Source organism: Propionibacterium sp. oral taxon 192 str. F0372 (genome assembly GCF_000413315.1).
In the GTDB taxonomy this organism is placed as follows: Bacteria; Actinomycetota; Actinomycetes; order Propionibacteriales; family Propionibacteriaceae; genus Brooklawnia.
The window spans coordinates 2,028,378-2,053,582 of sequence record NZ_KE340297.1; the positions used below are offsets into that span (position 1 = coordinate 2,028,378).

At 59.9% G+C, this 25,205-nt stretch carries 25 protein-coding genes and 1 tRNA gene; 16 read left to right on the forward strand and 10 right to left on the reverse strand.

Going from position 1 to position 25,205, the window contains the following annotated elements; genetic code table 11:
• Positions 1-97 precede the first annotated feature (97 nt).
• Genes HMPREF1531_RS09420 through pyk form a run of 4 tightly spaced genes read left to right on the forward strand, consistent with a single transcriptional unit; the run spans position 98 to position 3,458 of the window.
• Complete coding sequence (locus HMPREF1531_RS09420) at positions 98-526, forward strand: TraR/DksA family transcriptional regulator (RefSeq protein ID WP_016669721.1); 429 nt, start codon at positions 98-100, stop codon at positions 524-526.
• 3 nt (positions 527-529) lie between these two features.
• On the forward strand, positions 530-1,057 hold the full coding sequence (gene lspA, locus HMPREF1531_RS09425) for a signal peptidase II (RefSeq protein WP_016669722.1): 528 nt from the start codon (positions 530-532) through the stop codon (positions 1,055-1,057).
• A complete protein-coding gene (locus HMPREF1531_RS09430) occupies positions 1,054-1,971 on the forward strand; it encodes an RluA family pseudouridine synthase (RefSeq protein WP_016669723.1) in 918 nt (305 codons plus the stop codon). Before lspA ends, HMPREF1531_RS09430 begins: the two co-directional genes overlap by 4 nt.
• Positions 1,972-2,021: 50 nt before the next feature.
• A complete protein-coding gene (gene pyk / locus HMPREF1531_RS09435; RefSeq protein WP_036897667.1) occupies positions 2,022-3,458 on the forward strand; it encodes a pyruvate kinase in 1,437 nt (478 codons plus the stop codon).
• A 63-nt stretch (positions 3,459-3,521) separates the two neighbouring features.
• Here pyk and HMPREF1531_RS09440 read toward each other — a convergent pair.
• Positions 3,522-3,604, reverse strand: a tRNA-Leu gene (locus HMPREF1531_RS09440).
• A gap of 154 nt (positions 3,605-3,758) precedes the next feature.
• Here HMPREF1531_RS09440 and HMPREF1531_RS09445 point away from each other — a divergent pair.
• On the forward strand, positions 3,759-4,406 hold the full coding sequence (locus tag HMPREF1531_RS09445) for a response regulator (RefSeq protein WP_084669383.1): 648 nt from the start codon (positions 3,759-3,761) through the stop codon (positions 4,404-4,406).
• A 59-nt stretch (positions 4,407-4,465) separates the two neighbouring features.
• On the opposite strand, the gene HMPREF1531_RS09450 is transcribed toward HMPREF1531_RS09445, so the two are convergent.
• Positions 4,466-4,855 carry a PaaI family thioesterase gene (locus HMPREF1531_RS09450; RefSeq protein WP_016669726.1) on the reverse strand — a complete coding sequence of 130 codons (390 nt, stop codon included), beginning with the start codon at positions 4,853-4,855 and terminating at the stop codon, positions 4,466-4,468.
• On the opposite strand from HMPREF1531_RS09450, the gene polA reads away from it, so the two are divergent.
• Positions 4,854-7,571, forward strand: coding sequence for a DNA polymerase I (gene polA / locus HMPREF1531_RS09455; RefSeq protein ID WP_156860239.1), 2,718 nt, complete (start codon positions 4,854-4,856; stop codon positions 7,569-7,571). The genes HMPREF1531_RS09450 and polA overlap by 2 nt on opposite strands.
• A gap of 64 nt (positions 7,572-7,635) precedes the next feature.
• On the opposite strand, the gene HMPREF1531_RS09460 is transcribed toward polA, so the two are convergent.
• Positions 7,636-8,346 carry a class F sortase gene (locus HMPREF1531_RS09460; protein WP_051123371.1) on the reverse strand — a complete coding sequence of 237 codons (711 nt, stop codon included), beginning with the start codon at positions 8,344-8,346 and terminating at the stop codon, positions 7,636-7,638.
• 294 nt (positions 8,347-8,640) lie between these two features.
• Between HMPREF1531_RS09460 and rpsA the strand changes: the two genes are divergently transcribed.
• Complete coding sequence (gene rpsA, locus HMPREF1531_RS09465; RefSeq protein WP_016669729.1) at positions 8,641-10,089, forward strand: 30S ribosomal protein S1; 1,449 nt, start codon at positions 8,641-8,643, stop codon at positions 10,087-10,089.
• Between the two features lie 154 nt (positions 10,090-10,243).
• Positions 10,244-11,005, forward strand: a complete 762-nt coding sequence (locus HMPREF1531_RS09470; RefSeq protein ID WP_016669730.1) for a nucleoside phosphorylase — start codon at positions 10,244-10,246, stop codon at positions 11,003-11,005.
• 94 nt (positions 11,006-11,099) lie between these two features.
• Here HMPREF1531_RS09470 and HMPREF1531_RS09475 read toward each other — a convergent pair whose 3' ends face one another.
• On the reverse strand, positions 11,100-12,230 hold the full coding sequence (locus HMPREF1531_RS09475) for a TIGR04053 family radical SAM/SPASM domain-containing protein (RefSeq protein WP_016669731.1): 1,131 nt from the start codon (positions 12,228-12,230) through the stop codon (positions 11,100-11,102).
• Positions 12,231-12,482: 252 nt separating this feature from the next.
• On the opposite strand from HMPREF1531_RS09475, the gene HMPREF1531_RS09480 reads away from it, so the two are divergent.
• Genes HMPREF1531_RS09480 through HMPREF1531_RS09490 form a run of 3 tightly spaced genes read left to right on the forward strand, consistent with a single transcriptional unit; the run spans position 12,483 to position 14,647 of the window.
• A complete protein-coding gene (locus tag HMPREF1531_RS09480) occupies positions 12,483-13,637 on the forward strand; it encodes a ferrochelatase (protein ID WP_198011033.1) in 1,155 nt (384 codons plus the stop codon).
• A 1-nt stretch (position 13,638) separates the two neighbouring features.
• The gene (gene coaE / locus HMPREF1531_RS09485; RefSeq protein WP_016669733.1) at positions 13,639-14,253 is read left to right on the forward strand and encodes a dephospho-CoA kinase; all 615 of its coding nucleotides are present in this window, start codon (positions 13,639-13,641) and stop codon (positions 14,251-14,253) included.
• A gap of 52 nt (positions 14,254-14,305) precedes the next feature.
• A complete protein-coding gene (locus tag HMPREF1531_RS09490) occupies positions 14,306-14,647 on the forward strand; it encodes a hypothetical protein (RefSeq protein ID WP_036897669.1) in 342 nt (113 codons plus the stop codon).
• 1 nt (position 14,648) lies between these two features.
• Here the strand turns inward: HMPREF1531_RS09490 and HMPREF1531_RS09495 are convergent, their stop codons facing one another.
• Entirely contained in the window at positions 14,649-15,158 is a 510-nt protein-coding gene (locus HMPREF1531_RS09495; protein WP_016669735.1) for a hypothetical protein, read from the reverse strand.
• Between the two features lie 138 nt (positions 15,159-15,296).
• On the opposite strand from HMPREF1531_RS09495, the gene HMPREF1531_RS09500 reads away from it, so the two are divergent.
• Together HMPREF1531_RS09500 and HMPREF1531_RS09505 are read left to right on the forward strand one after the other, a co-directional pair.
• Complete coding sequence (locus HMPREF1531_RS09500; RefSeq protein ID WP_016669736.1) at positions 15,297-16,367, forward strand: hypothetical protein; 1,071 nt, start codon at positions 15,297-15,299, stop codon at positions 16,365-16,367.
• A 22-nt stretch (positions 16,368-16,389) separates the two neighbouring features.
• The gene (locus HMPREF1531_RS09505; protein ID WP_016669737.1) at positions 16,390-16,905 is read left to right on the forward strand and encodes a hypothetical protein; all 516 of its coding nucleotides are present in this window, start codon (positions 16,390-16,392) and stop codon (positions 16,903-16,905) included.
• Between the two features lie 19 nt (positions 16,906-16,924).
• Here HMPREF1531_RS09505 and HMPREF1531_RS09510 read toward each other — a convergent pair whose 3' ends face one another.
• The 3 genes from HMPREF1531_RS09510 to HMPREF1531_RS13710 form a co-directional block, all read right to left on the reverse strand.
• Positions 16,925-17,431 carry a GNAT family N-acetyltransferase gene (locus HMPREF1531_RS09510; RefSeq protein ID WP_016669738.1) on the reverse strand — a complete coding sequence of 169 codons (507 nt, stop codon included), beginning with the start codon at positions 17,429-17,431 and terminating at the stop codon, positions 16,925-16,927.
• 55 nt (positions 17,432-17,486) lie between these two features.
• The gene (locus tag HMPREF1531_RS13955; RefSeq protein ID WP_198011034.1) at positions 17,487-17,633 is read right to left on the reverse strand and encodes a hypothetical protein; all 147 of its coding nucleotides are present in this window, start codon (positions 17,631-17,633) and stop codon (positions 17,487-17,489) included.
• Between the two features lie 153 nt (positions 17,634-17,786).
• Positions 17,787-17,939 carry a hypothetical protein gene (locus HMPREF1531_RS13710; protein WP_016669740.1) on the reverse strand — a complete coding sequence of 51 codons (153 nt, stop codon included), beginning with the start codon at positions 17,937-17,939 and terminating at the stop codon, positions 17,787-17,789.
• A 1,678-nt stretch (positions 17,940-19,617) separates the two neighbouring features.
• Between HMPREF1531_RS13710 and uvrB the strand changes: the two genes are divergently transcribed.
• From uvrB to HMPREF1531_RS09545, 3 genes are all read left to right on the forward strand, one after another.
• Positions 19,618-21,702 (forward strand): excinuclease ABC subunit UvrB, encoded by a 2,085-nt coding sequence (uvrB, locus tag HMPREF1531_RS09535; protein WP_016669743.1) that lies wholly within the window; start codon positions 19,618-19,620, stop codon positions 21,700-21,702.
• Between the two features lie 179 nt (positions 21,703-21,881).
• Positions 21,882-22,883: a TerC/Alx family metal homeostasis membrane protein gene (locus tag HMPREF1531_RS09540; RefSeq protein WP_016669744.1), complete on the forward strand. Its 1,002-nt coding sequence runs from the start codon at positions 21,882-21,884 to the stop codon at positions 22,881-22,883.
• Positions 22,884-23,041: 158 nt separating this feature from the next.
• Positions 23,042-23,569, forward strand: a complete 528-nt coding sequence (locus HMPREF1531_RS09545) for an EXLDI protein (protein ID WP_036897678.1) — start codon at positions 23,042-23,044, stop codon at positions 23,567-23,569.
• Positions 23,570-23,769: 200 nt separating this feature from the next.
• Here the strand turns inward: HMPREF1531_RS09545 and HMPREF1531_RS09550 are convergent, their stop codons facing one another.
• Together HMPREF1531_RS09550 and HMPREF1531_RS09555 are read right to left on the reverse strand one after the other, a co-directional pair.
• Positions 23,770-24,423, reverse strand: coding sequence for an MBL fold metallo-hydrolase (locus HMPREF1531_RS09550; RefSeq protein ID WP_016669746.1), 654 nt, complete (start codon positions 24,421-24,423; stop codon positions 23,770-23,772).
• Between the two features lie 41 nt (positions 24,424-24,464).
• Positions 24,465-25,205: a maleylpyruvate isomerase family mycothiol-dependent enzyme gene (locus tag HMPREF1531_RS09555; RefSeq protein ID WP_016669747.1), complete on the reverse strand. Its 741-nt coding sequence runs from the start codon at positions 25,203-25,205 to the stop codon at positions 24,465-24,467.

Here is a 25,205-nt window from a genome sequence, read left to right on the forward strand (position 1 = left end):
CCGTTCCACACGATGTGGAACGGGCCCGCACTCATGCCGAGATGATCGCCCCGGCGTGTATATTGCGGGGCAAAAGTCGTTGAAGAGGGAGCAGTTGATGCCCGCCCGTAAGACCGCCGCCGCAGAGGTGGCCGCCAATCTTCCAGTACTGGCCGGGGAAGACCCATGGACCGTGGAGGAGATAGCTCAGGTCCGCGCTGAGCTGGTCGCTGATCGTGACCGGCTGCGCGCGTCCATTGCGCAAAATGAGGCTGAACTTGCCGAGTTGATGAATGAGGGAAGCGACGGTGCCGGCCGCGATCCGGCCGATGTCGGTTCCTCGAATTTCGAACGCGACCAGGAGGTCTCGCTGCACAACAACCAACTCGCGATGCTCGACCAGATCGAACAGGCTCTGCGCATGCTGGATGATGGTACATACGGTGTCTGTGAGAACTGTGGCGAGCCAATCGGCAAGCTGCGTCTTGAAGTTTTCCCGCGGGCAACGATGTGTGTGTCCTGCAAGCAGCGTCAAGAGCGTCGCTGACCGGTGGACAGTACATCTGGCATCTCCCACCAATCCACCCCGCAGACTTCGGTCGCGGGGCTGCGCATCGGCATGGCCCTAATCGTTGGCTGCGGTTATGTGATAGACCAGCTGACCAAACGCTTGGCCCAGACCCACTTGGATGTTGGTTCCCCAGTCCCGGTCATTGATGGGTTGCTGTGGTGGTCACTGCACCACAACCCGGGGGCAGCCTTTTCGATGGGGGTGGGATTGACCATCGGATTGTCAGTGCTGTCCCTTGTAGTCGCCGTCGCAATGCTCGGCTGGGTGCTGCCCAGGGTACAGACCAGGCTGGCAGCCGTCGCCTGCTCTCTGCTGACCGCAGGAGTTCTGGGAAATCTGACCGATCGGTTGTTTCGTGCTCCCGGCCCCTTTGAGGGTCATGTTGTCGATTTCATCGCAGTCCGGGGATTCGCGGTGTTCAACGTGGCCGATATCTGCATTACCACCTCGGCCGGGTTGCTCGTCATCTGGTCGATCCTGTCCGATCGAAAGAAGCGTGTCTCGTGATCTGGCTGGTGTCAGACGGTCTGGATGGGGAGCGCATTGATGCCGCAGCTGCCCGGATGAGTGGGATGTCGCGTTCCAGGATCGTCGATCTCCTGAACGAGGGAAAGGTGCTGCTCGATGGGGTGACGGTGACCCGGCCATCGACCAGGGTGCGTATCGCTCAGATGCTTGAGGTCGACACATCCGAGCCACAGCGGATCGCCACCGTTCGTCCGCAACTTGCTGACGGTCTGGTGGTGGTCCACGAGGATGCCGACTTGGTGGTCGTCGACAAACCGGCCGGGGTGGCAGCCCACCCATCGCTGGGTTGGGAGGGCCCCGATGTCGTTTCTCATCTGGTGGCTGCGGGCATCCGAGTGTCCACCTCCGGTGCTGCCGAGCGGCAGGGGATCGTCTCCCGGCTCGACGTGGGCACTTCCGGGCTGATGGTTGTGGCCAAATCCGAAAGCGCCTATTCGGTTCTCAAACAGGCTTTCCGGGATCGCAGCGTGGACAAGCAGTACCTGGCTTTGGTGCAGGGTCATCCAGATCCGCTGCGGGGAACCATCGATGCGCCGATCGGTCGTCATCCCGGGCATGACTGGAAATTTGCAGTAACCTCCGATGGCCGGGAAGCGATCACCCACTATGAGACCGATGAGATGATGATCGCAGGAACTTTGTTGCGGGTGCGCCTGGAAACTGGACGTACTCACCAGATCCGGGTTCATATGGCAGCCCTCGGTCATCCGTGCGTCGGGGATCCGCTGTATGGGGGCGATCCGGTGCTCGCCCAACGGGTGGGCTTAGACCGCCAGTGGCTGCATGCAGCACGTCTAGGGTTCATTCATCCCGGGACGGGGGAGCGGGTCGATTTCGAGGTTCCGCCCGCCCCCGATCTGGCCAATGCACTGGAGATATTGCGGTTGGCATGAGCTTGCCGTCACGTTCCGGCATGATTGCCCCGGTCGGTTAGGGTTTTGCCGTGCGTAGAGCAAAGATCCTTTGTACCCTTGGTCCCGCCACATCCACCCAGGCGCGGATGGAGGAGTTGATCAACGCCGGGCTGGACGTGGCCCGCTTCAATATGAGCCATGGTGACCATTCTGAGCATGAGCGTCGTCTCCAAGAGACCCGTGCTGCAGCGGCCGCCGTCGGCAAGACCATTGGCCTGCTGGCCGATCTGCAGGGCCCGAAGATCCGCCTCGGCAATTTTGCTGATGGCAAGGTTAACCTGATCCACGGGCAGAGGTTCACCATCACCGTCGACGATATCCTCGGCGACGCCGAACGGGCCTCGACCACATTTAAGGGGCTTCCCGGCGATGTCCGCCCCGGCGACACCATTCTCATTGATGATGGGCGCATTGCACTTGAGGCTGTCCAGGTCACCGACACCGAAGTGGTTACCAAGGTGGTCGTTGCCGGTCCGGTATCCAACCACAAGGGCATCAACTTGCCCGGCGTGGCGGTCAACGTCCCCGCTATGTCGGAGAAAGACGAGCAAGACCTGCGTTGGGCAATCCGTAACGACTTCGACATGGTTGCCCTGTCCTTCGTGCGCAGCGCCGCCGATGTCACCCGCGTCCACGAAATCATGGACGAGGAGGGAAGACGACTACCGGTGATCGCAAAAATTGAGAAGCCACAGGCCGTCGACAATCTCGACGAGATCATCGACGCATTCGATGGTTTCATGGTGGCCCGCGGTGATCTGGGTGTAGAACTTCCCTTGGAGGACGTGCCACTGGTTCAGAAGAGGATAGTCTCCAAGGCTCGTCGCTGGGCCAAGCCGGTCATCGTCGCTACCCAGATGCTTGAATCGATGATATCGGCTCCACGCCCGACCAGGGCTGAGGCCTCTGATGTCGCCAATGCGATCCTCGATGGCGCCGATGCAGTCATGCTCTCCGGGGAGACCTCGGTGGGCGCCTACCCGGTGGAGACAGTGCAGACCATGTCCCGCATTGTCGAGAAGACCGAGCGCCGGGGCATCGCCCAGATCTCCAAGATCAAGTGGGACCCACACACCACCGGAGGCGTGGTCGCCATGGCCGCAGCGATGGCTGCTGATCAACTCGGGGCCAAGTACATGGTGGCCTTCACCACCTCTGGTGACACTGCACGTCGGTTGTCCCGGTTGCGTTCTAAGATTCCGCTCGTCGTGTTCACGCCGGAGAACCACACCGCACGCTGGCTCACCCTGTGCTGGGGTGCCCAAGTGATGCTGACCCCGGAATTCGATAATCAGGAGCAGATGGTCACCGAGGTGAACCGGATCCTCCAGGAGCAAGGCCTCATCAAGATTGACGAGCGTGTCGTCATTGTCTCTGGCTCGCCGATGGGACTGGTCGGCAAAACGAATAATTTGCGCGTGCACCGCATCCGTCCGCTGGACTGGAACGGTCACAAGGAAGCGTAGCGAGTGAATCCGTGTGAAAGCGCCCATCCACCAAGGTGGATGGGCGCTTTCACACGGGTACGGTGCCCGAGAGGGGAGTCGAACCCCTACAGCCTTGCGGCCAGACGGGTTTGAGCCGTCCGCGTATGCCATTCCGCCACTCGGGCCGAGCAACCGGTCCATTGTGGCACATCCATGTGCCTGTTCACATCTCGGCTATCGGCAACACGGCAGAGGCAACAAGATCTCGATTGTTTCCCTCCGAATCTGATCCATGGGTATAGAGTCAACGTGAGGCACGCTGCTGAGCCGTTGGGAAAGATTAGTTGCCCGTTCGGGCCGACACCAAGAGGAACCATCGTGGTTGAGAAGAAGTCCGCATCGTCGCGGTCGCCACGTGTGCTCGTCGCAGAGGACGAGGCACTCATTCGCTTTGATCTCGTCGAGTTGCTGGGGGATGAGGGTTACGAGGTCGTTGGCCAGGCCGGAGACGGTGAGGCTGCGGTCGAGATGGCCCGAGAACTCGAGCCCGACTTGGTCGTCATGGATGTGAAGATGCCGAAGATGGACGGCATCGCAGCGGCCGAGATCATTGCCGCAGAACGCATCGCGCCCGTCGTCATGCTGACCGCATTCAGTCAACGCGAGCTCGTCGAACGGGCCCGCGAGGCAGGTGCCATGGCCTATGTGGTCAAACCGTTCGACGCCTCCGACGTTGTACCGGCCATTGAGATCGCCATCGGGCGGTTCGCCGAGATCCGTGCTTTGGATGACGAAATCGAAGATCTTGAAGAACGTCTTGAATCTCGCAAGGTCATCGATCAAGCCAAGGGAATTCTCCAGGAATCCCTTGGCCTCACCGAGCCGGAGGCCTTCCGGTTCATCCAGAAGACCGCGATGGATCTGCGCAAATCGATGCGCGAGGTCGCCGAGGGAGTCATCAACACCAAATCAGGTCGTAAGTCCTGAATCCAGACGCATCCGCAGGTGGTATCGAGTGATCCGATGTCACCTGTGTGCGTTCGTGATTACGCAGGCAACAGCCGACAGGTGACCCGACCGGTGGCGATTGTATTCCCCTCGTCGTTGACGAGATCGACTTGGTGGACGGTTGAGCTGTGGCCCAGGTGAACAGCCCTTGCCGTCCCGTGTATCCACCCGCCGCGGGCGGAACTCAGGTGGGAGACGTTTAGCTCGGTGCCCACCGCCATCGCCGAATTCCCTGCGTGCAAGGTGGCCGCGATGGAGGCCAAGGATTCGATCATGATCCCAGATGCACCACCGTGCCACAGTCCCGCCGGTTGGGTGTTGCCTGCTACCGGTGCCCGCCCGACAACCTCGGTGGGGGTAGCCGATTCAATGACCAGCCCGAGTTTGCTGTCGAGGGCAGAATTGGCGACGAGGCTTTGAGGATCCATGTCCCAACTGTGGCACACCGATGTCGCCCGACTTGGCTACAGTCGAGGAGTGACCACTGAGCCCAGAATGATGTTGATCGACGGCCACTCGATGGCCTTCCGTGCTTTCTACGCTCTTCCTGCGGAGAACTTTGCCACGGCTACCGGCCAGCACACCAATGCCGTCCACGGCTTCGTGTCCATGCTGCTCAATGTCCTACGCGACGAGAACCCTACCCATCTGCTGGTTGCCTTCGACGTGGACCGTAAAACCTTCCGCACCGATGAGTACGCCGATTACAAGGGGACCCGCGCAGCGACTCCGCCGGAGTTCTCCGGACAGGTGGAGCTCATCCGCCAGGTGTTGGATGCCATGAACATCGCCCACGCATCGGTGGACAATTACGAGGCCGACGACATTATCGCGACGATGAGCGCACGTTCCGCAGAGCGTCACTGGCCCACGGTGATCATCACCGGCGATCGTGATTCCTTCCAGCTGGTGGATGACTCCACGACGGTCCTCTATCCGGTCAAGGGAGTCTCGGAGCTGGCAAGGATGACCCCAGAGGCTATTGAGGCCAAATACGGCGTCGGCCCGCAGCGCTATCCAGAGATGGCCGCCTTGGTGGGGGAGACCTCCGACAATCTTCCCGGGGTGCCAGGCGTCGGCCCGAAGACCGCAGCGAAATGGCTCACTGCCCACGACGGTCTCGACAACCTGCTTGCCGTAGCAGACACGATCAAGGGCAAGGCAGGAGAGTCGCTGCGGGTACACATTGATGACGTGCGCCGCAACCGCCGCCTCAACCGACTGGTTCGTGATCTGGAACTGCCGGTGACCATTGACGACACCGCGGTCGGTGGTTTCGACCGGGAGGCCATCCACCAACTCTTCGACGCACTGGAATTCCGTACCCTGCGAGAACGGTTGTTCTCCATGTACGGCGAGGCCACTGAACAAATGGCGGACCTGACTGTGGAGATCGTGGCCGACGTCTTGGTGGAGGGAGAACTTGGTACCTGGCTCAAGGCCCACGCCACCGGAACCATTGGGATGATTCCCAGAGGAAGGTGGGGACAAGGAATCGGCGAGCTGACCGGGATAGCCTTGGCTTCTTCGGACTCTCATGCTTGCTGGGTGCCTGTCGCCGATCTCGGTCCGGAGGACGAGCAAGCACTGGCTGCTTGGCTTGCCGATTCCGACAGACCCAAGGTGATGCATGGGGCGAAACCGCCGATGCTCGCGATCAAGGCTCACGGCTGGAGGCTGGCTGGCCTGACATGCGACACCGAACTCGCCGCTTACCTATTGCGTCCGGACCAGCGCTCCTATGACCTGGAGGATCTGGCGATTCGTTATCTCAAAATGGAGATCAGTGCTACCGGAGACGATGACCAGCAGGTGCTTGATCTGGTAGACGACACTTCCCGGGAACTTGATTTGTTCAGGGCCAGGGCGCTGGTTGATCTCGCCGAGGTGCTCGGGAAACAACTCACCGAGGTGGGGCAGGCGCAATTGCTCACTGAGGTGGAGATGCCTCTCCAAGTAGAACTGGCCGAGATGGAGATCCGTGGGGTGGGGGTCGACGCGGACTTACTCGACGCCTTGAACCACGAATTCGACGGCAAAGTGATGGAAGCCCAGCAGGCTGCTTGGCAATCGGTGGGGCGGGAGGTGAACCTGGGCTCGCCCAAACAGCTCCAGTCGGTGCTGTTCGACCAACTCGACCTACCCCGCACCAAGAAGATCAAGTCCGGTTACACCACCGATGCCGAGGCTCTGGAGAATCTATTCGCCACCACAGGTCACCCCTTCCTGGCCTACTTGCTGGCCTATCGTGATGCCATCAAGCTGCGCCAGGCCGTGGAGGGACTGCAACGTTCGGTTTGCGACGACGGACGCATCCACACCACCTATTTGCAGACCATCGCGGCCACCGGTCGGCTGAGCTCCGCGGACCCGAACCTGCAGAACATCCCGATCCGTACCGAGCAAGGCCGACGCATCCGTGAGGCCTTCGTCGTCGGCGATGATTACGAGGCGCTGATGAGCGCGGATTACTCACAGATCGAGATGCGGGTGATGGCCCACGCGTCGGGGGATGCTGATCTGGTGGAGGCTTTCCGATCCGGAGTCGACTTCCACACGGTCACCGCATCCAAGGTTTTCGGGGTTCCTGCTGACCAGGTCAGTGGCGAGCAACGAGCATCTGTAAAACAGATGAACTACGGGTTAGCCTACGGGCTGAGCGCCTACGGGCTGTCCAGCCGTCTAGGGGTGCCGGTCTCCCAGGCTAGGGAACTCATGGAGGACTATTTCGCCACCTTCGGCGGGGTACGCGACTATCTGGACGAGATCGTCGCACGGGCCAGGCAGGACGGTTGGACCCAGACTCTCCTGGGGCGTCGCCGCTATCTGCCGGATCTGAACTCCTCTAACCGGCAGCGCCGAGAGATGGCCGAGCGAGCCGCGCTCAACGCACCGATCCAGGGGTCGGCCGCCGATATCATCAAGATCGCCATGCTCCGGCTGTCGAATGCCCTGAGTGAGGCGAAATTATCATCGCGTATCCTGCTGCAGATTCATGACGAACTGGTCCTAGAGGTAGCCCCGGGGGAGAAGCAGGAGGTCACTGATCTTGTGCTCACCCACATGACAGGTGCTGTGGAGTTGGCGGTTCCTCTGGATGTGTCCATCGGCTACGGCCCCAATTGGTTGGCTGCGGGACACTGAGCTGGACATGAGAATGGGCGGTGGTCACCCCACCGCCCATTCGATTGTTCGTTGTCGTATACGCTCAGCGTGTCGGGCTGGGCGAACCGTTAGCGGCTTCCGCATCGGCACCGGTGACCAAGGAGCCATAGTAGATGATCCGGCCCAGCGCGTTGCCCTGCGCGTCATAGTCGGAGCAGACCACCAGGGCGAACTGGGGCTCACCATTGGAGTCGTAGACGATGTCGGAATTCTCGTCGTAGTCGGCCTCGAGGAGACGGTAGTTATTGGTGTAGCGGTAGCAGGCGATCGAACCGTCCTGGTCGGTGAATTTGACGACGTCGCCGACCTTCAACAGCCCCCCATTGAGATCATTACCGATGGCGCCACCTTGTCGGTAGGTATGCGCGGTCAGCAGTGCTTTGCCCTCCTTGGAGCCCAAAGCAGGGCCTTCATTGTACCAAGCCATGGTGTATGCGGCGTCGCCAGGAGGAGCGCCCGCTGCGCCGTCGGCGTCGAGGCCCAAAGACAGCATTGGCATGGTCTTATCGTGTCCGACCAGTTCAACCGAGACCGGGTTTGCCAGTGGTTTGGGATCGGCGGGACAACCGACTGGCACTGCCGTGTCAATCTCACCCTTTGCGGCCGAAGTCTCCACGACCAGGGACGGCACATTGGTCAGCTCTTCGGTCTTTCCCGGAGTGTTCTGCTTCGGACGCACCAGCAGGAAGACCCCGACGGCACCGAGCAGCAGCACCACCGCTCCGATGATCAGCGTCCGAACGCGTGCATTCATTACTTCCCCCATCTTGTTCCATGCCTGTTGGCCAGCGAGCAGAGTTGAGGCTACCAAACCGCGGGGTTGATCAGAAGACTGCGGCAGGGAGGTTTCCGCGAGGAACAACCGAGGGCGAAACCCACCCCGGATTGACCCTGTTTCCGCTCGCGACGTAGGATCATAGAGCACTTCGGCTCGGGTCGCTCCAGACATGGTGGGTGACCGCGGGGAATCGGCCTCCGTGCGAGGTCGTCATCCAGGTGGGTCGGCGTGCATCGCAACCACATACGCAATCAATCGGAGCCCTACTATATGACCTCCTCCACTGAGGCCTCTCAGGTCGCAATCGACGACATCGCCACCCCCGAAGAGTTCGAGGCCGCGGTCGATTCCACAATCAAGTATTTCAACGATGGTGATCTGGTCACCGGCACCGTCGTCAAGGTCGATCGCGACGAGGTTCTCCTCGACATCGGCTACAAGACCGAAGGCGTGATCCCATCCAAGGAACTGTCGATCAAGCATGACGTCGATCCCTTCGAAGTCGTCCAGGTGGGCGATGAGGTCGAGGCCCTCGTCCAGCAGAAAGAGGACAAGGAAGGCCGCCTGATTCTGTCCAAGAAGCGTGCCCAGTACGAGCGCGCTTGGGGCACGATCGAGAAGATCAAGGAGGACGACGGGGTCGTCACTGGTACCGTCATTGAGGTCGTTAAGGGTGGTCTGATCGTCGACATCGGTCTGCGCGGCTTCTTGCCCGCTTCCTTGGTCGAGATGCGCCGCGTCCGCGATCTGCAGCCCTACGTCGGGCAGGAGCTTGAGGCTAAGATCATTGAGCTCGACAAGAACCGCAACAACGTGGTGCTGTCCCGCCGCGCCTGGCTGGAGCAGACCCAGTCCGAGGTTCGTCAGTCCTTCCTGCACCAGCTGGCCAAGGGGCAGATCCGCCGCGGCGTGGTCTCTTCGATCGTCAACTTCGGTGCCTTCGTGGATCTGGGTGGCGTCGATGGTCTGGTCCATGTCTCTGAGTTGTCATGGAAGCACATCGACCATCCGTCCGAGGTCGTCGAGGTTGGCCAGGAGGTCACCGTCGAGGTCAAGGACGTTGAATTGGATCGCGAGCGCGTTTCCCTGTCGCTGAAGGCAACCCAGGAGGATCCGTGGCAGACCTTCGCTCGCACTCACCAGATCGGCGAGATCGTGCCCGGCAAGGTCACCAAGCTGGTCCCGTTCGGTGCCTTCGTCCGCGTCGAAGATGGTATCGAGGGTCTGGTTCACGTCTCCGAGCTGGCTGAGCGCCACGTGGAGATCCCGGAGCAGGTCGTTGCCGTTGATGATGAGGTCATGGTCAAGATCATCGACATCGATCTCGACCGTCGCCGCATCTCTTTGTCGCTCAAGCAGGCGAACATGGGTGTCGACATCGCGGCCGACGACTTCGATCCATCGCTGTACGGCATGACCGCCTCCTACGATGAGCAGGGCAACTACATCTACCCCGAGGGATTCGATCCGGAAACCAACGAGTGGAAGCCCGGCTACGAAAAGCAACAGGCTGCCTGGGAGGCCCAGTACGCTGAGGCTCAGGCTCGTTGGCTGGCGCTGAAGAAACAGGCTGCTGAGGCGGAGGAATCAGCCGACGCTGCTGCTTCGAGCGCAGGCTCAGCAGAGTATTCTTCCTCCGAGTCAGGGGCTGGGGGGTCGCTGGCCTCCGATGAGGCCTTACAGGCCCTGCGTGACAAGCTCACCAGCGGTAACAACTGATCCACACATCATCGCAACAACGGGGGTCTGGGCTCATTGCTCGGCCCCGTTTGTTGCTGTCATGAATGTCTCGGGAAAGGTGAGGTGCGTCCGATTGGTGGTACTGCCATGATGGTGTCCGGGTCGGCGATGACCCAGTGATGCAGGAGGACAGATGCTCAAACGCGGTCGTTTCCCGATCCTCGACCACGATGACGACCCCGGTGATGTGATCGGTGCGATGGCCCCACCACCGGCAACTCGGCTGCCGGAACGTGCAGTGCTGGGCATCCTCGGACCGAAGGTGGGCCAGTACGCGGCGGCGAACCAACTGGAGCAGATTGGCACCATGGACATGGTGACCGTTTCCTATCCCATCTATAAGGCGCGACGCGGTTCCCAGCAGATTGCCGTCGTCGAAGCCCCGGTGGGGGCCCCGGCGGCGGTGATGGTCGCCGAATACCTCGCCTCGGCAGGGGTGCGGGTGGCGATTGCTGTCGGTTCCTGTGGTGCACTCCAGCCCTTCGGCGAGGGGGAATTCCTCATCCCGGTCCGTGCCCTGCGTGACGAGGGAACCAGCTATCACTATCTGCCGGCCTCCGAATGGGTGGGTACCGACATGGGTGTGCGCCGGGCTGCCGCCCGGGTGCTTGCCTCCCACGGTTTGGTGGGCCGCGAGGTGAATGTGTGGACGACCGACGCTTTCCACCGGGAAACCCGGGAATTGGTGGCTGACCGGGTGGGGCGCGGTTGCGCAGCTGTCGAGATGGAGTGCGCAGCCTGGGCCGCTTGGGCTAAGTTCCGGGGCGTGCGCTTTGGGCAGCTGCTGTTCACCGCCGATTCCTTGACCCAGGGCCACTACGAATTCCGCAATTTCGGCCGGGATCACCATCAGGCTGCCTTGGAATTGGCCGTCGAGATCGCCTTCGAGGTCTGACGCTCGCGCATGCTCTGCTGACGAGCTGGTCCGACTCCTTCCCGGGACAGACGGCTCGGGAAGGAGCGCCCGCTCGGGGTGGACGTGCTTCGGTTTAGGCGGTGGCCAGTTCCATGGCCCGGACATAGTGTCCCGAAGGCTGGTAGGGGCACATCGGATCGGTTTCTAGGGGATCCCCGGTGCGTGCCCAGGCCCTGGCTCGCGACCCCCCGCACCAGCGGTTAAACTCGCAGCGCCCGCACCGTCCCTTGAACTGCTCCGGGCGACGCAAGGCAACCATCAACTCGTTGTCCCGGTAGATGTCTACTAGCGAAATCTGGCGCACATTGCCCACCTGGATCGGCAGGAAACCCGAGGGATTCACATTGCCGAGCTTGTCGATGAACACGATGCCGTTGCCGTCGCGGATGCCGAATCCCCGGGATGCTGGAGATTCAATGATCTCCTGCTTGGTGCGGCCCTGGGCGAACAGCCGCTGGGCGATGATCCGTCGGTACTGCATGGCCTCGGTCGTCTTGATGCGCCATGGGGCGGTGTGGGCGCGGGTCCCCCAGTAACGCAGTAAGCGCTCGGCTTGACCAGGGTCGAGTTCGGTCAACTGGGTGCCGCGACCCACCGAGATGAGGAAGAACAGCGACCACTGCATCAATGGATAGGGGGTCAGCAGCTCGTAGATCTCCTCCAGATCCTCGGCATTGTTGCCCGACACCAAGGTATTCACCTGCACGCCGAGGCCCACCTCGGCGGCATCCTTGATGGCCCGGAGAGTGTCGGCGAAGGTTCCCTCGACCTGACGCAGCCCGTCATGGGCAACGGCGGTGGCGGCATCCAGGGACAATGAGATAGCGCCCACTCCGGCATCCTTCATCCACTGAAGGCAAGCCCGGTTCAGCAGGGGAGTGACCGCTGGCGCTAGGGAAACCCCTATGCCCCGATCGATGGCGGCCTTCACCAGCACCGGGAGGTCAGCGCGACGCAGTGGATCTCCACCGGTCATCACGATGTGGGGTAGCGGCGTGCCAAAGTCAACGATGGTGTCGAGCACCTGTAGACATTCCTCGGTGCTGAGCTCCCCAGTGGCGGGTTCGGGTAGGGCCGTGGCACGGCAGTGCTTGCAGGCCAGCCCGCATGCCTGGGTCAGTTCCCAGTAGATGATCATGGGTGCCCGGTCGTATGCCCAGTTGACTGGTTTTACCGATCCGATTGCTCCAGGATGTCCTGCCACGTTGCCGCCTTTCTGTGCCGTCCACGATGGATTCCTCGCCAGGCCGTCTGCGCATCGCATCGGGACGTGTTGAACAGTAGCCTTCATCGGCTCCGGAAGAGGTGGCCCGACGGGTGAGGACGTGTACATCGGCCTGTCGGGATACGGTGATGACATCTGCCGGGATACCTGGCGGCTGTCGGCCTGGTACCGTAGTGCGATCTGTGGGGAAGAGTGTGCCTGGCAGGGCCTCGGCTTCCTATGCTGGCGGTCATGTCTGACCGCTACGACGCCATCGTGCTGATCTCCTTCGGTGGGCCCCGGGTGCCCGATGACGTGATGCCCTTTCTGCGCAATGTCACCAAGGGGCGAGGCATCCCGGAGGAACGCCTCGCGGAGGTGGCGGAGCACTATTTGCATTTCGACGGCGCCTCGCCGATCAACGAGCAAACCGAGGACCTGTACGAGGCGCTGGTCCAGGGGCTGGCCAATTCTGGTCACCCGATGCCGGTGTATGCAGGCAACCGGAACTGGACCCCCTTCATCGCCGATGCCTTCGTCCGCGCCCATGCTGATGGACATCGCCGCCTTCTCGCGGTGGTTACCAGCCCCTATGCCTGCTATTCCTCGTGCAGGCAGTACTTGGAAGATATCGAGCGAGCCTTGGCAGAAACCCGCCTCGACAGTGTTCTTGCGGTTGACAAGGTACGGCAGTTCTTCAATCATCCCGGTTTCATTGCCCCGTGGGTCCGGGGGTTGGAGGAAGCGGTTGTCTCGCTGCGTGAGGAGGTCGAGGATCTGAAGGCAGAACAGATAGAGGTGCTGTTCTGCGCTCATTCGCTGCCGGTCGGCTACGAATCCTCTTCCGGTCCGAAGGATGGCCGTGGGGTATATGTCGCCCAACACCTCGAGGTGGCGCGGCTTGTCCTGGCCGAGATGGCACAGCGCGGGGGCCTTGAGCTGCCCAATTGGCAGCTCGTCTTCCAGTCACGTTCCGGACCTCCGCAGATGCCCTGGCTGGTCCCCGACGTCAATGATGCGATCGCAGAGATCGACACGTCCTCTCGGAAAGCAGTCATCACCGTTCCGATCTCCTTCCTATCCGACAACATGGAGGTGATCTGGGATCTGGATAATGAGGCCGCGGCCACCAGCCGGGATCTCGGATTCGCCTTCCGTAGGGTCCCCACTCCGGGCACCGCCCCGGTCTTCATCAGTGCTCTTGTCGAGATGATCGGAGAACGTCAGGGATGGGTCGAGGGTCGCTGCAGCGTCGGGAAATTCGATGCCTGGTTTGATGCCTGTCCGCCGGGATGTTGCACCCCGGAACGCACCGGTTCGCCACGAATCGTCCGGGTAAGGACTTCCGGGGAGGAGTCAATGACCGGGGCATCCCGGGTGTCGGTCTCGCGTGAGGCAATGAACTGAAATGGTGGCGGCACTGTCCGTTGCACTAACCGGAGGCATCGCCTCCGGCAAGTCGACTGTCGCCGACCTCTTCGCCGATCGTGGGGCAGTCATCATCGATTCGGACCTGTTGGCCCGCGAAGTCGTGGAACCGGGCACCGAGGGTCTGGCGGAGATCATCGACCGGTTCGGCGCCGGTGTGCTGGATGGGGACGGGCGGCTGAATCGTGCCGGACTGGGCGAAATCATCTTCGCCGACGAGACGGCCCGTCAAGACCTGAACCAAATCATCCATCCCCGGGTCCGGGCGCGTCGCACAGAGTTGATCGCAGCAGCCCCGGACGACGCGGTGAGCATTTCCATAATACCGCTGCTGGTGGAGACCGGGGTCCGGGACCGGTTCGCCGGGATCATCCTCGTCGATCTGCCCGTTGCCGAACAACTGAGACGGCTCATGGCGCGCAACCACATGACGGCCGATCAAGCGCAGGCCCGTATCCGGGGTCAGGCGACCCGGGCTGAACGCCTCGCAGTCGCGGATTGGGTAATCGACAACTCCGGGACACCGGGCAATCTGCCGCACCAGGTCGACCGAGTGTGGACGCAGCTGCTTTGGGAAAAGGTGAGTCGCAGCTGACTCATTCGTGGAGGGGTTCTCCTGATGCAAGATGACGCCCTACTCTTGGGGCATGACTGATCCCGTACGTGATGCGCGTGTTGTCTTTGCGCTGGCTTGGGTCGGTTTTGGTATGCGTACCGCCTTATCGGGGATGAGACTGGTGGACGGTGATGATCTGGCCTTCTTGTGTTTCATGATCATGTTGGCAGGATTCGGCGGTGCAGTCGCTTGGACGGGCGGTCGTGCGGCCAAGGTGCTTGGGGTTGTCGGTGGAGTTGTGGGGGTCGTTGCGGGCATTGGTCAGCTGGGGCTGCAGGATCAGGCGTTTGTGTGGGGTTTTGGCGTGATGGCGATGATGGGCGCCATCATCCTCTTGGCAGAGGGTTGGTCTGTGATCACCTCCCCACGATGAGTCACGCGCTGCCAGACAGCGAAACGATGATTTCATCAATGGGTGTCGCGAGCACGGACTGTGGGTAACGGCGGGTCGTGTGTCCGGGGCTGCGCAATACGAGCCAGCGCTGTCCGAAGCGTTTCACCACATCGATGGTGGTTGCACCCAGTGGCCACGTTTCTGCTGGTCGTGATGGCTGTTCTGGAAAGAAGATGGCATCACCGGACATTTCGAAAGCATATGGAGCCCCGAGCCGTAGTTCTCGAGTGCCAGTGTGCTTCCTGAGCCATGTGCTGCGGGTGATTCCGTTGTACACCAGCAGGGCCCCGACGCCACCGATGACCATGATCCCGACCTCGTTCTCGATGGTCCAGTTCCCGAGAACGAGGGAAACGGTGATGGCCAGTATGGCGAGCAAGAGCAATCCGGTTCCCATTCCCAAGGCTGCGATGATGTTGCGACGTAACCGATCCCTGGAGACTGGAGTTGCAAGTCCCATGTCATTCAGTTCGACTCGCAGCTTCATCATGACATGAGTCTAGGGCAGCCGAACTCCGGGTCGGTACGTGAGGAACGGCACGGCAGGAGAATGAGTACGCATACTTATCTTACTCTGAGCATTTATACGTGTTGATGCGAAAGTGAAGAAGAACGTAGTGTTTCTCGCATGGTGTATTTTGATCAAAATGTTGTCGCATCCGGAGCGAAAGACTTGGCCGACTTACGTGATGACGTCGCCAAGGCACAGGCCTATGGCGATGATCATCTTGGGAGCCTCGGACGTTGTAACGGTGGAAAAATATACGAAGCTTTTTTAGCGGAGCACACGAAGTCGGTAGAAAAATTCGGGGAATTAGTCTCGGGAAGCCGCACGTTGCTGAACAATGCCAAGCTGCACGTCGATTCTACGGTCAAGGCTTACGCAGATACCGAGAACACCAATACTGATGAGGTTGCGAAAATCTGGAATGCACTCGAGAAGAATCCGAAGCTATCTCCCGTGGGGCCGGCGTCGGCGGGTGCCAGTGCCGGGCCACTGCCGTCGGCTGGGTTGAAGCCCCCTGATAGCAAGACCGATGACTGGATCTGGAAGGTGCTGAGCTGGCCGGACTATCTGTCCATCAGTAGTTGGGCCCGTACGCTCCTGAATTACATCGCTTCCCTGTTCGGAATCGCTGATCTGTGGGCATGGTTGTGGGAATGCATCGGGGGAGATTTCAACAAGATCAGTTGTGTTTCGTCTGCCTGGTTCAATCTTGAGGCATATTACAGGGAACTGGGCTCCGAACTGAAGAACCGGATGTCGATCATGTTCACCGGATGGTACGATTCGGCTGATGCCACAGCGGCTGGCGATTACTTCGCTAAGGCAGCCAAGGTGCTTGGTGGCACGGGCGGGGTGCCCCAACCCCTGCATAATTTGGGGGATCTCTACAACACTGTTTCTTTGTCTTCTTTCTGGTTTTATCAAGCAATCTTCAGTGCCGTCGATGCGCTCGTTGATCAAACCATCGCGGCCATCTTTGAGGCTGGCAGCTTGATGACGGCAATCGCTGCAATCTTTAGTGGAGGTCTAACGGCCATTCCGGCGGCCATAGCCGCTTTCATTGCACTGATGTCCCAGGTCAGTGCAATGTGGGGATGGATGATGACCGCGGTGTACGGCTATACCGGTCTGATTGCTCTTCTGGGGGCGGCCACTACCGATGTGAACTGGGTGACCCTCCCCGAAGGATGAGGCTAAAGAGAAAGGAAGTCACATGGGAACACCGGATATGAACCCACTGGCAGCCAAGATGCTCGGGGGTGCCGATTTTCGCAAGCAACTCAAACGTCAATTGGAGGAGGCTGCTGCAAAAACTGATGATCCTGCTTATCGTGCGCGTCTTCTGGAAGTCGCAGAAGGAAAGCGTCCGTTGCGCACGCTGATGGCCGATCCCGGTTTTCTTGACCAGATGGGGCTTCGTGGCCGGGAGGCTGAGCGTCAGTTCGATGAGACGATGCAGCAGAGGATCAGGGAAGCGCTCCAGGACCCGAATTCCATCTGGCATGGAACACCTGACGAGGTACGGGAACGGGTCCGGTCCCGGTTGGAAGATATGGGCGTGACGATTCCCGACACCGAGGAACTGAAGGCCTTGTACTGCGATGCCGAAAGGCTGGGCGCACAGGCTGGGTCGATTATTCGCCAGGAGCGTCTGACTGGTTGGGGCGGCACCGAGGAGCGCCTCGCGGAACGTGATGCTCAGCAGGCTGGGAAGAGCGACACAGATTGAGGAAAACAGCGCGACCGGTTCAAGTGTCCAACACCATGAGGGTCACCGGGGTGTTGCGCGGGGCCCACGACGGATGGGCGACTGCGATGGCCCGCCATCCACGTCGCTGGTAGATCTGTTTGGCTACCGCCTGTTCATCGAGTACATCAAGGATGGGCACCCAGCCATGGGTTCGGATCTGGGCGACGGCATGGTCAAGCAGGGCACCACCAATGCCCCGGCCCGTCAGGCGATGATCGACGAAGACCGCACCGATCAGTCCCAGGGATTCCACGCTTAGAGCGGTGCTTGCGACCCAGTGTGAGGTCAACTCATCCTCCGGGTCAGGATGGGTCACCCCTACGTGCCCCACCACCGCGTCATCCACGACCGCTACCCAGGCGCCTACCTCGTGCTCCCGGGCGATGAACTCGCGTACCGGCATCGGCAGCGGCCAGACCGATGGGTAGCCCGTGTGCGGCTGGGCCTCCAGGAGCAGACTCTCCAGCATCGGGAGGTCTGCGGATTGACGTGAGCGGATGATCACGTGGAATAGCCTATTGGGAGCATGCCACCGAGACGACCGGAGGACAGAACTAGTGTTATATGTGGGGGATGGTTCCTTTGTAGGCGGTGATGTTTTGGTAGAAGTCGAAGCTGTCGTGGCTGCTGATCTCCCAGAACAGTTGGCCGTTTTGGTGGTAGATATGAAAAGCGAAGACCTTGTCCGGGTCTAGGTTTCCGGTCATGGCCCGGTTGAAGGTGTTACTGATGACCTCAGGGCCTCCGTAGTCATTCAGATCAAAAGCAGGACCCGACGTGTCATCCGGCGTGCCGCATTCCATGGGAATCGACGGGTAAGTCCCATCACGGTCGGCAGATGCTCTGATGGTGCATTGCGCTCAGATGGAGTTTGTGATGGTGCCGGTGATGGTGACGCCGTGGTCGTCGAGGGTGTAGTAGATTTCATTGATGGTGGTGCCGGTGATTGCGGTGTAGGTGTCGAACAGGGAACGAAAACTAACAGGATCAATGAAATCAATCTGGTAAGGCACCGGGTCGGAACCGATCTGGCCACTAGACGGCTCGGTCTTGTCTTCACATTTATACTATAAGACGGGTTTTCCAGCAGGGCTGCTCGCAGTGAACATACTCGGTATCTGGCAGGTTCCCTCAGCTTTGAGGCGTTTCAACGTACCCAGCGCCTCATCAACCAACAACTGATCAATCTCCGCCAAAGGTTCTAAGGATTTACAGGCACTGTTTTAGGTCAGAAAGAATTCACTGTCACGAATGCTAGACCAAGTCAGTTCCCCATTGGTAACACTGAAAGCGCGGGCCGAATCGCCGTTTTTACCGGAGCTGGCTTCGATAACAAAGACCGTGATTTCAGGATCTTTTGCGAAATGGTGCGAGTATCGGGTTTTGGTAGGTCGTCAATGATGTCAACACACTAAGAACGGCTGCGATGCAAACCAACCGCCGTGTTCTATCGCATATCAAAACCATATGATGCCCATCAATCTATCGAACACCATGAATACTCTAAAAACGCCACCGCGTTGAGATGGAATTACCATCTCAACGTGCCGTCCCGAAGAACGCGGGCCCGCTTCGGTCTCATAACCTGAAAACCCCGCAATTGTGCACGAGGCATCCCATTAAAAGCAATGCGGTCTCGTTCGTCAGTGGACACCTTTTTGTATTTGCCGACGACGGCGGTGATCGCGGACTGGATGTAGCTCAATGAATGCATCAAATCACGTGAATTCTGCGCTAACGGCCGCAACGTATCAATCTCCCTGATCCGCTGCTGAGCCGTAGTCCGATACACAACACCTGCCGCAGATTACCAACTATCACTCATCAACAACCGCGCATCCCCACTCATCTGATTCAAGCTCCGAAGTGACTACATTCCACTCCACATAGGCCTGGTGTATATTTGAAGCAATCGCATCACAGTGGCCATCCACGCGCTTCACGGTCCTCTCACCGCTACCCAGACCAGGAAAATTCCCTATAATGTCGTGCTCCCTGCTCAGATCTGTACCCGTCAGTCGTTCAAGAGTCTGAATTATACCGGTCTCCAACTCACGAAAGATCGGTCGCGGCACGCTTCTGCTCCAAAGGATCATCATTCCAAGGTGTTTGCGTCATTGATCATTAATCCTTCTACACGAGATTGTGTGATTCCATGCTCTGTAACAATGCAGATGTGGGCTTGAATTCACTAGATAAAACCCACTCGGATTCACAGAGTCAACCCATTGACGAAGCTCTTGAGTACGCTTCCGGTGATCCTGTCGTAGTGCCGGGTGAGTAGATCACGCTGGCTGAACTTCATCCGGAGTAGTTTGTATTTGGCTCGTGTCCGCCGGTAAGCACCTAGCACGCCATTGGAGATGGTCGATGATCTTTTCGGGCCCTCGACCCATTCGGGATCAAAATAAGCACCGACCGGTTCACTGAACAAACCCAGTTCCACGGTGATCCCATCACCATAAGAAGAGCCCGTGCAGGCGGTACCCACCAACGTGTCGGAGGGTCATCGGGCAACTCGGCGATGAGCCAGTCCACCTCCGCCCATTCCTGTTCCATGCGACGTAACGTGTGCCACCCCATACCACTACCCACACCTGGGCAGGAAGTGGCTCCGGAGCGAGAACGTCTCGGCCGTAATCGCCACTCTTCCTCTGGGACAGGCCAGGCGGCAGACCTTAGATTGGTGTCATGCGTCCAGTCGAGGAGATCACCCGCAGAGTTGCCCCGTTCACCGTGCACTCGGAATTTCAACCGGCCGGTGACCAGCCGGCGGCCATCGCCGAATTGGCCCGGCGGATCAACGCGGGGGAGAAGGACGTCATCCTGCTCGGAGCCACCGGTACCGGCAAGACGGCAACCATCGCATGGCTGGCCGAGCAACTGCAGCGACCCATGCTGGTCATACAGCCGAACAAGACTCTCGCAGCTCAGTACGCCGCCGAGCTGCGCAGTTTTTTCCCCGAAAACGCCGTGGAATACTTCGTCTCCTACTACGATTACTTCCAGCCTGAGGCCTACGTTCCGCAGACCGATACCTACATTGAGAAGGACTCCTCCCTCAACGAGGAGATTGAGAGGCTGCGCTATTCGGCCACCAATTCGCTGCTCACAAGGCGTGATGTGATCGTTGTGTCGACGGTATCGGCGATCTACGGCTTGGGAACCCCGCAGGAGTACGTTGATTCGATGCTTAAGCTGGTCGTCGGTCAGGAATGGGGCCGCTCCGAGTTGATGCACAAGCTGGTCGACATGCAGTACGTGCGCAACGACATCGCCACCGCTCGCGGCACCTTCCGGGTTCGTGGGGACACCGTCGAGATCTTCCCGGTCTATGAGCAAAATGCCGTGCACATCGAGTTCTTTGGCGACGAGATCGACTCCTTGGCCACCATCAACCCAGTGAGCGGGGAGTTCCTCACTAACGACTCCGAGATCTACGTTTTCCCGGCATCGCACTACGTGGCGTCGGCCGGACGTATGGAGCGAGCCATCGCAGACGTCGAGGCAGAACTTGCCGACCGGGTTGCCGAGTTCGAACGCCAAGGCAAGTTGCTGGAGGCCCAGCGCATCCGGATGCGTACCAGCTATGACATCGAGATGATGCGCCAGATCGGAACCTGCTCGGGCATTGAGAACTATTCCCGGCACATTGATGGGCGCGGTGCGGGCACCCCACCCAACTGCCTACTTGACTACTTCCCGGAAGATTTCGTGCTGGTCATCGACGAATCCCATGTCACCGTTCCGCAGATCGGTGGCATGTATGAGGGCGATATGTCTCGCAAACGCACCTTGGTGGAGCACGGCTTCCGGCTGCCCTCGGCCATGGACAACCGCCCGCTGCGTTTCGAGGAATTCTGTGAGCGCATCGGTCAGACGGTCTACTCCTCGGCTACCCCTGGGCCCTACGAGGTGGAACGTTCCGAAGGCCATGTTGAACTCATCATCCGACCCACCGGGTTGGTCGACCCGGAGATCATCATCAAACCCACCAGGGGCCAGATCGACGATCTGCTCGGTGAGATCCGGACCCGTGCCGCGAAGGACGAGCGGGTGCTGGTCACCACGCTGACCAAGAAGATGGCCGAGGACCTCACCGACTACCTCATGGAAAACGGGGTGCGTACCCGCTACCTACATTCGGAAGTGGATACCTTGCGCCGAGTGGAGTTGCTCAAGGAATTGCGCATGGGCGCCTACGACGTGCTTGTCGGTATCAACCTGCTACGTGAAGGCCTTGATCTCCCGGAGGTGTCGCTGGTGGCGATCCTCGATGCCGACAAGGAGGGTTTCCTGCGTTCCGAGCGTTCCCTGATCCAGACGATCGGGCGCGCCGCACGAAATGTGTCCGGCCAAGTGCACATGTATGCCGATCGGATCACCCCGTCGATGGAAGCCGCAATTGAGGAGACCAACCGCCGCCGGACACGGCAGATTGCCTGGAATACCGAGCATGGCATTGATCCCCAGCCGCTGCGCAAGCAGATCTCGGATATCTCCGAGATGCTCGCAGCCGAGGACGAGGACACCATGCGTCTGGTCGCCGCCACCGGCGGGGGGCGGCACCGCAAGGGTGGCCCGGTGCCCGCCGAGCCGCGCAGGCTGGATTCCTCGACGATGGCAACCTCGGAACTTGCAGACCTCATCCAAGAACTTTCCGAGCAGATGCATGAAGCGGCAGCTGGGCTGCAGTTTGAGCTTGCGGCAAGGCTGCGCGACGAGATTGCCGACCTCAAGAAAGAACTGCGGCAGATGGCGGAGGCAACCCGCTGAGCCCGTCGCGGCCACGTACGGGGTTTTGCATTGACCCCTTAAGGTGTCAAAATCAAGTCTTGGAGGGGAGTAACCCCAAGTGCGGCAGCGTCACTCCGAAGATGTCTTCCGTTGCCGTCGCCAGGGTACCTGGTGGTGAGACCTCCAGCGTTCCCGTTCCTACCGGAAGGTGCCCACAGATGCATGTGACCCCGTTGGCTTGGGCGATCACCATGGTGATCCTCATCGGATTCCTGGCGTTCGACATCATCCACATGATGAGAAACCCCCACGAGCCCACACTGAAGGAGTGCGGGAAGTTCCTCACCTTCTACATCTCTTTGGCTCTGCTGTTCGGGGTGGGGATCGGGCTGTTCGCCCATCCGGTCGTCGACAAGACCAGCTGGGACTACTCAATCGAGTTCATCACCGGTTTCCTCACCGAATATTCGTTGTCGATTGACAACCTGTTCATCTTCATCATCCTGCTGAGTTCCATGCAGGTGCCCCGCGTCTACCAGCAGTACGCGCTGATGTGCGGCATCGTGCTCGCTTTGGTGTTCCGTGGCATCTTCATCGCCCTAGGGGCGGCAATCATCAATAACTTCGCAGCCGCCTTCTTCGTGTTCGGTGCTTTCCTGCTGTACACCGGGGTGAAGCTATTCCTCGACTGGCGCAAGGAGAACGCAGCCGAGGAGAGCGGTGAGGATGAGCCTGTCGAGGGTGACAACGTCTTCATGCGCTGGGTCAAGCGGGTGGTTCCCTCTACTGAGGAATACCACGAGACCCACATGTCGGTGAAGATCGACGGTAAGCGTGTGGTGACCCCGATGTTCTTCGTCGTCGTTGCCCTGGGCTCCATCGACCTGATGTTCGCCTTGGATTCGATCCCAGCCATCTTCGGGCTCACTCAGGAGCCCTACTTGGTGTTCACCGCGAACTTCTTCGCGCTGATGGGCCTGCGGCAACTCTACTTCCTGCTGGGTGGCCTTCTCGAGAAGCTCGTCTACTTGTCGGTGGGCTTGTCTTTCATCTTGTGCTTCATCGCCTTCAAGCTGGTGCTGCACGCTTTGCACCATTACGACATCGTTCACTGGGAGATGCCGAATCTGCTGTCCCTGGCAGTCATCATCGTCACCTTGACGATCACGGCGGTGGCATCCCTGTCGAAATCCAGGCGGGATGAGCAGGCCCAAGCATAATCTGTTTCCCGGCCGGGGCTGGCGTCATCTGACGTCGGCCCCGGTTTTCATGTGTGCACGGATCGCCGCTGGCGTCGACTGCCCTGGGTTGCAGAGTTGTCCCTGGGTTGCAGAGTTGTCCCATTGCTCTCAACAATTATATGTGCAAGTATACGTATATGCCGAACAAGACGATCTACGTCTCCGCCACTGACCTGCCTATCTTCGAACAGGCGGCTGCCATGGCGGGTGGACTCTCGCCTGCCATCGCTGCGGCGTTGCGGATGTATGTCTCGAACCGATCAGCAGGAAGGGCTGACATGGAACGACAGCGCACGGATGACGATCTCATCGAACTCGACGTTGCAGAGGGACCTGCGCGGGTGCGCACCAGGTTCCGGGGTGAGAGGATCGCAAAACTCTCTCAGACCCTGGGATTGCGCAGGATAACTTTTGAGGTGTACCGCACGGCGAAGAGCCAGTTCGCTCTGTACATCGTGGACCGTCCCGATTGGAGCAGGTGGAGCCAGGATTCCTCAATGTGGGAGGATCCGCAGACGTGGGAACCCAGCTTCACGCAGGTGCAGGACCGCAGCTTGCAAGTGTTCGAGACGATGGACGAACTCCTGGCCGCTCTACCTGGTGATCTGGTTAACGCGGCACGATTCGCCATTGAGGGCCCCAGTGTACGGGTGCTGGACATCTGAGAGTATGGGGCCGTTATGACCTGCTGACTTCGGTGGGACTGTTCGGCGCGGGGAATGCAGAATTTTCCCTTGGCCAACAACTCTCCTGCGTATCATTGAGACTCAACCGTGAGTGGATCTCGGCGGAAAGAGTGCGGGTAAGTGGGCATCTACTTCAGGAATGCACTCAGCGATTTGGTGAATTATGACATGTGCTTGGATTACCAGCCGCGCTCTCGCCACTGCGGCAGGGATTCGCGTTCTGCACCCAAGGTGGTGGCGTCGCCGTGACCCGGGTGAATGATGGTGTCGTCGGGGAAACAGTCGAAGATCTTCTTCTCAACGTCGAAGAGCAGGGAGGTAAAGTCATCTGCCGACCAAGTCTTGCCGACCCCACCGGGGAACAGGCAGTCGCCCACAAACAGGTGCACCGGATTGTGCGGGGGGCGCAGGACCAAGGCGATTGAGCCCGGGGTGTGCCCGACCAAGCCGATGACCTCCAATCGGATGGCCCCACAGATGAGCGTCTCGCCGTCCCAGACCCCATTCAACCCGACCCCGGTCTGCTCTGCTATGCCACCCACATCAGGGGTGCCGCAGAAGCCACGTGCGCCGGTGACGGCCAGGATCCGAGCCAAGGCCCCGATATGGTCGTGGTGCTGGTGGGTGGTCACCACCATGCCGAGGTCGCGGTCTGCGATCACCTGCATCAGGCGATCCAGATCAGCGGCGGCGTCGATGAGAACAACCTGACCGCGCGGCGGGGCGATGAGATAGGCGTTGTTGTCCATCTCTCCGACCGAGACCTTGGTCACGGCGAGATCGCCAACGGCAAAGGTGACGGGGGCAAGACTCGGGCCAGTGTGAAAGTTCATGACCCAACGCTACCCGCCGTCGCTGAGGCTCGGCTGGTGAATCAGCAACAGGTGGGGGCCGGAGAGGGCGGGAAACCTGCCGCTCGTACCTGATCCAGCCGACCGGTCAGCCAACCCAGCAAGAGGCTGTCGTCGCCCTCAATGACCTCGACCTCCCCGGCTTCCCCCAGACGGTGGCTCCATCCAGAGGCCGACCGGAGTTCAATGCTGACCCAGCGGTCCCATTCGATCCCGAGCAGATTCCACTGGACCAGCCAGGCAGCTACGTGGGGCTCAATGTCTTCCACCTCGTAACCGCAGTCCAAGTCGATGTGATGCAGGACGATCTCATTCAACCGGATGACCGGCAACAGATCCATCCGGAACAGGCAGCCGGGCACCAACTCGACCATCAACTCGGGGGGAGTGGACTCGAGAACATTGAGCCGTCGTGCCAACCGGCCGATCGTGGTGTCCAAGTCTATCTGCAGATCCAGACCGGTACGTTCGGAACCGCGCTCAATGGCAGTCTCCCGGTCGTCGGCGGAGTCGTACATCAGACCACGTCGCCCACTCAATACGGAATCGACGGAGCGCACCAAGGCATCGGCGTTTCGGGCGATGTGGGTTGCCACATGAGCCCTGGTCCACCCGGGCAGCCGGGACGGCTCCTGCCAGGCTCGATCGGACAATGAAATGGTGCTTCCGAGCAGACGCTGACCCAGCTCGCGCTTCGCTGCGCGGACCTGATGGACCGGCGCCAGCGCCGAGAACGACTGCTGTTCAGCCTGATCCCAAGCCAC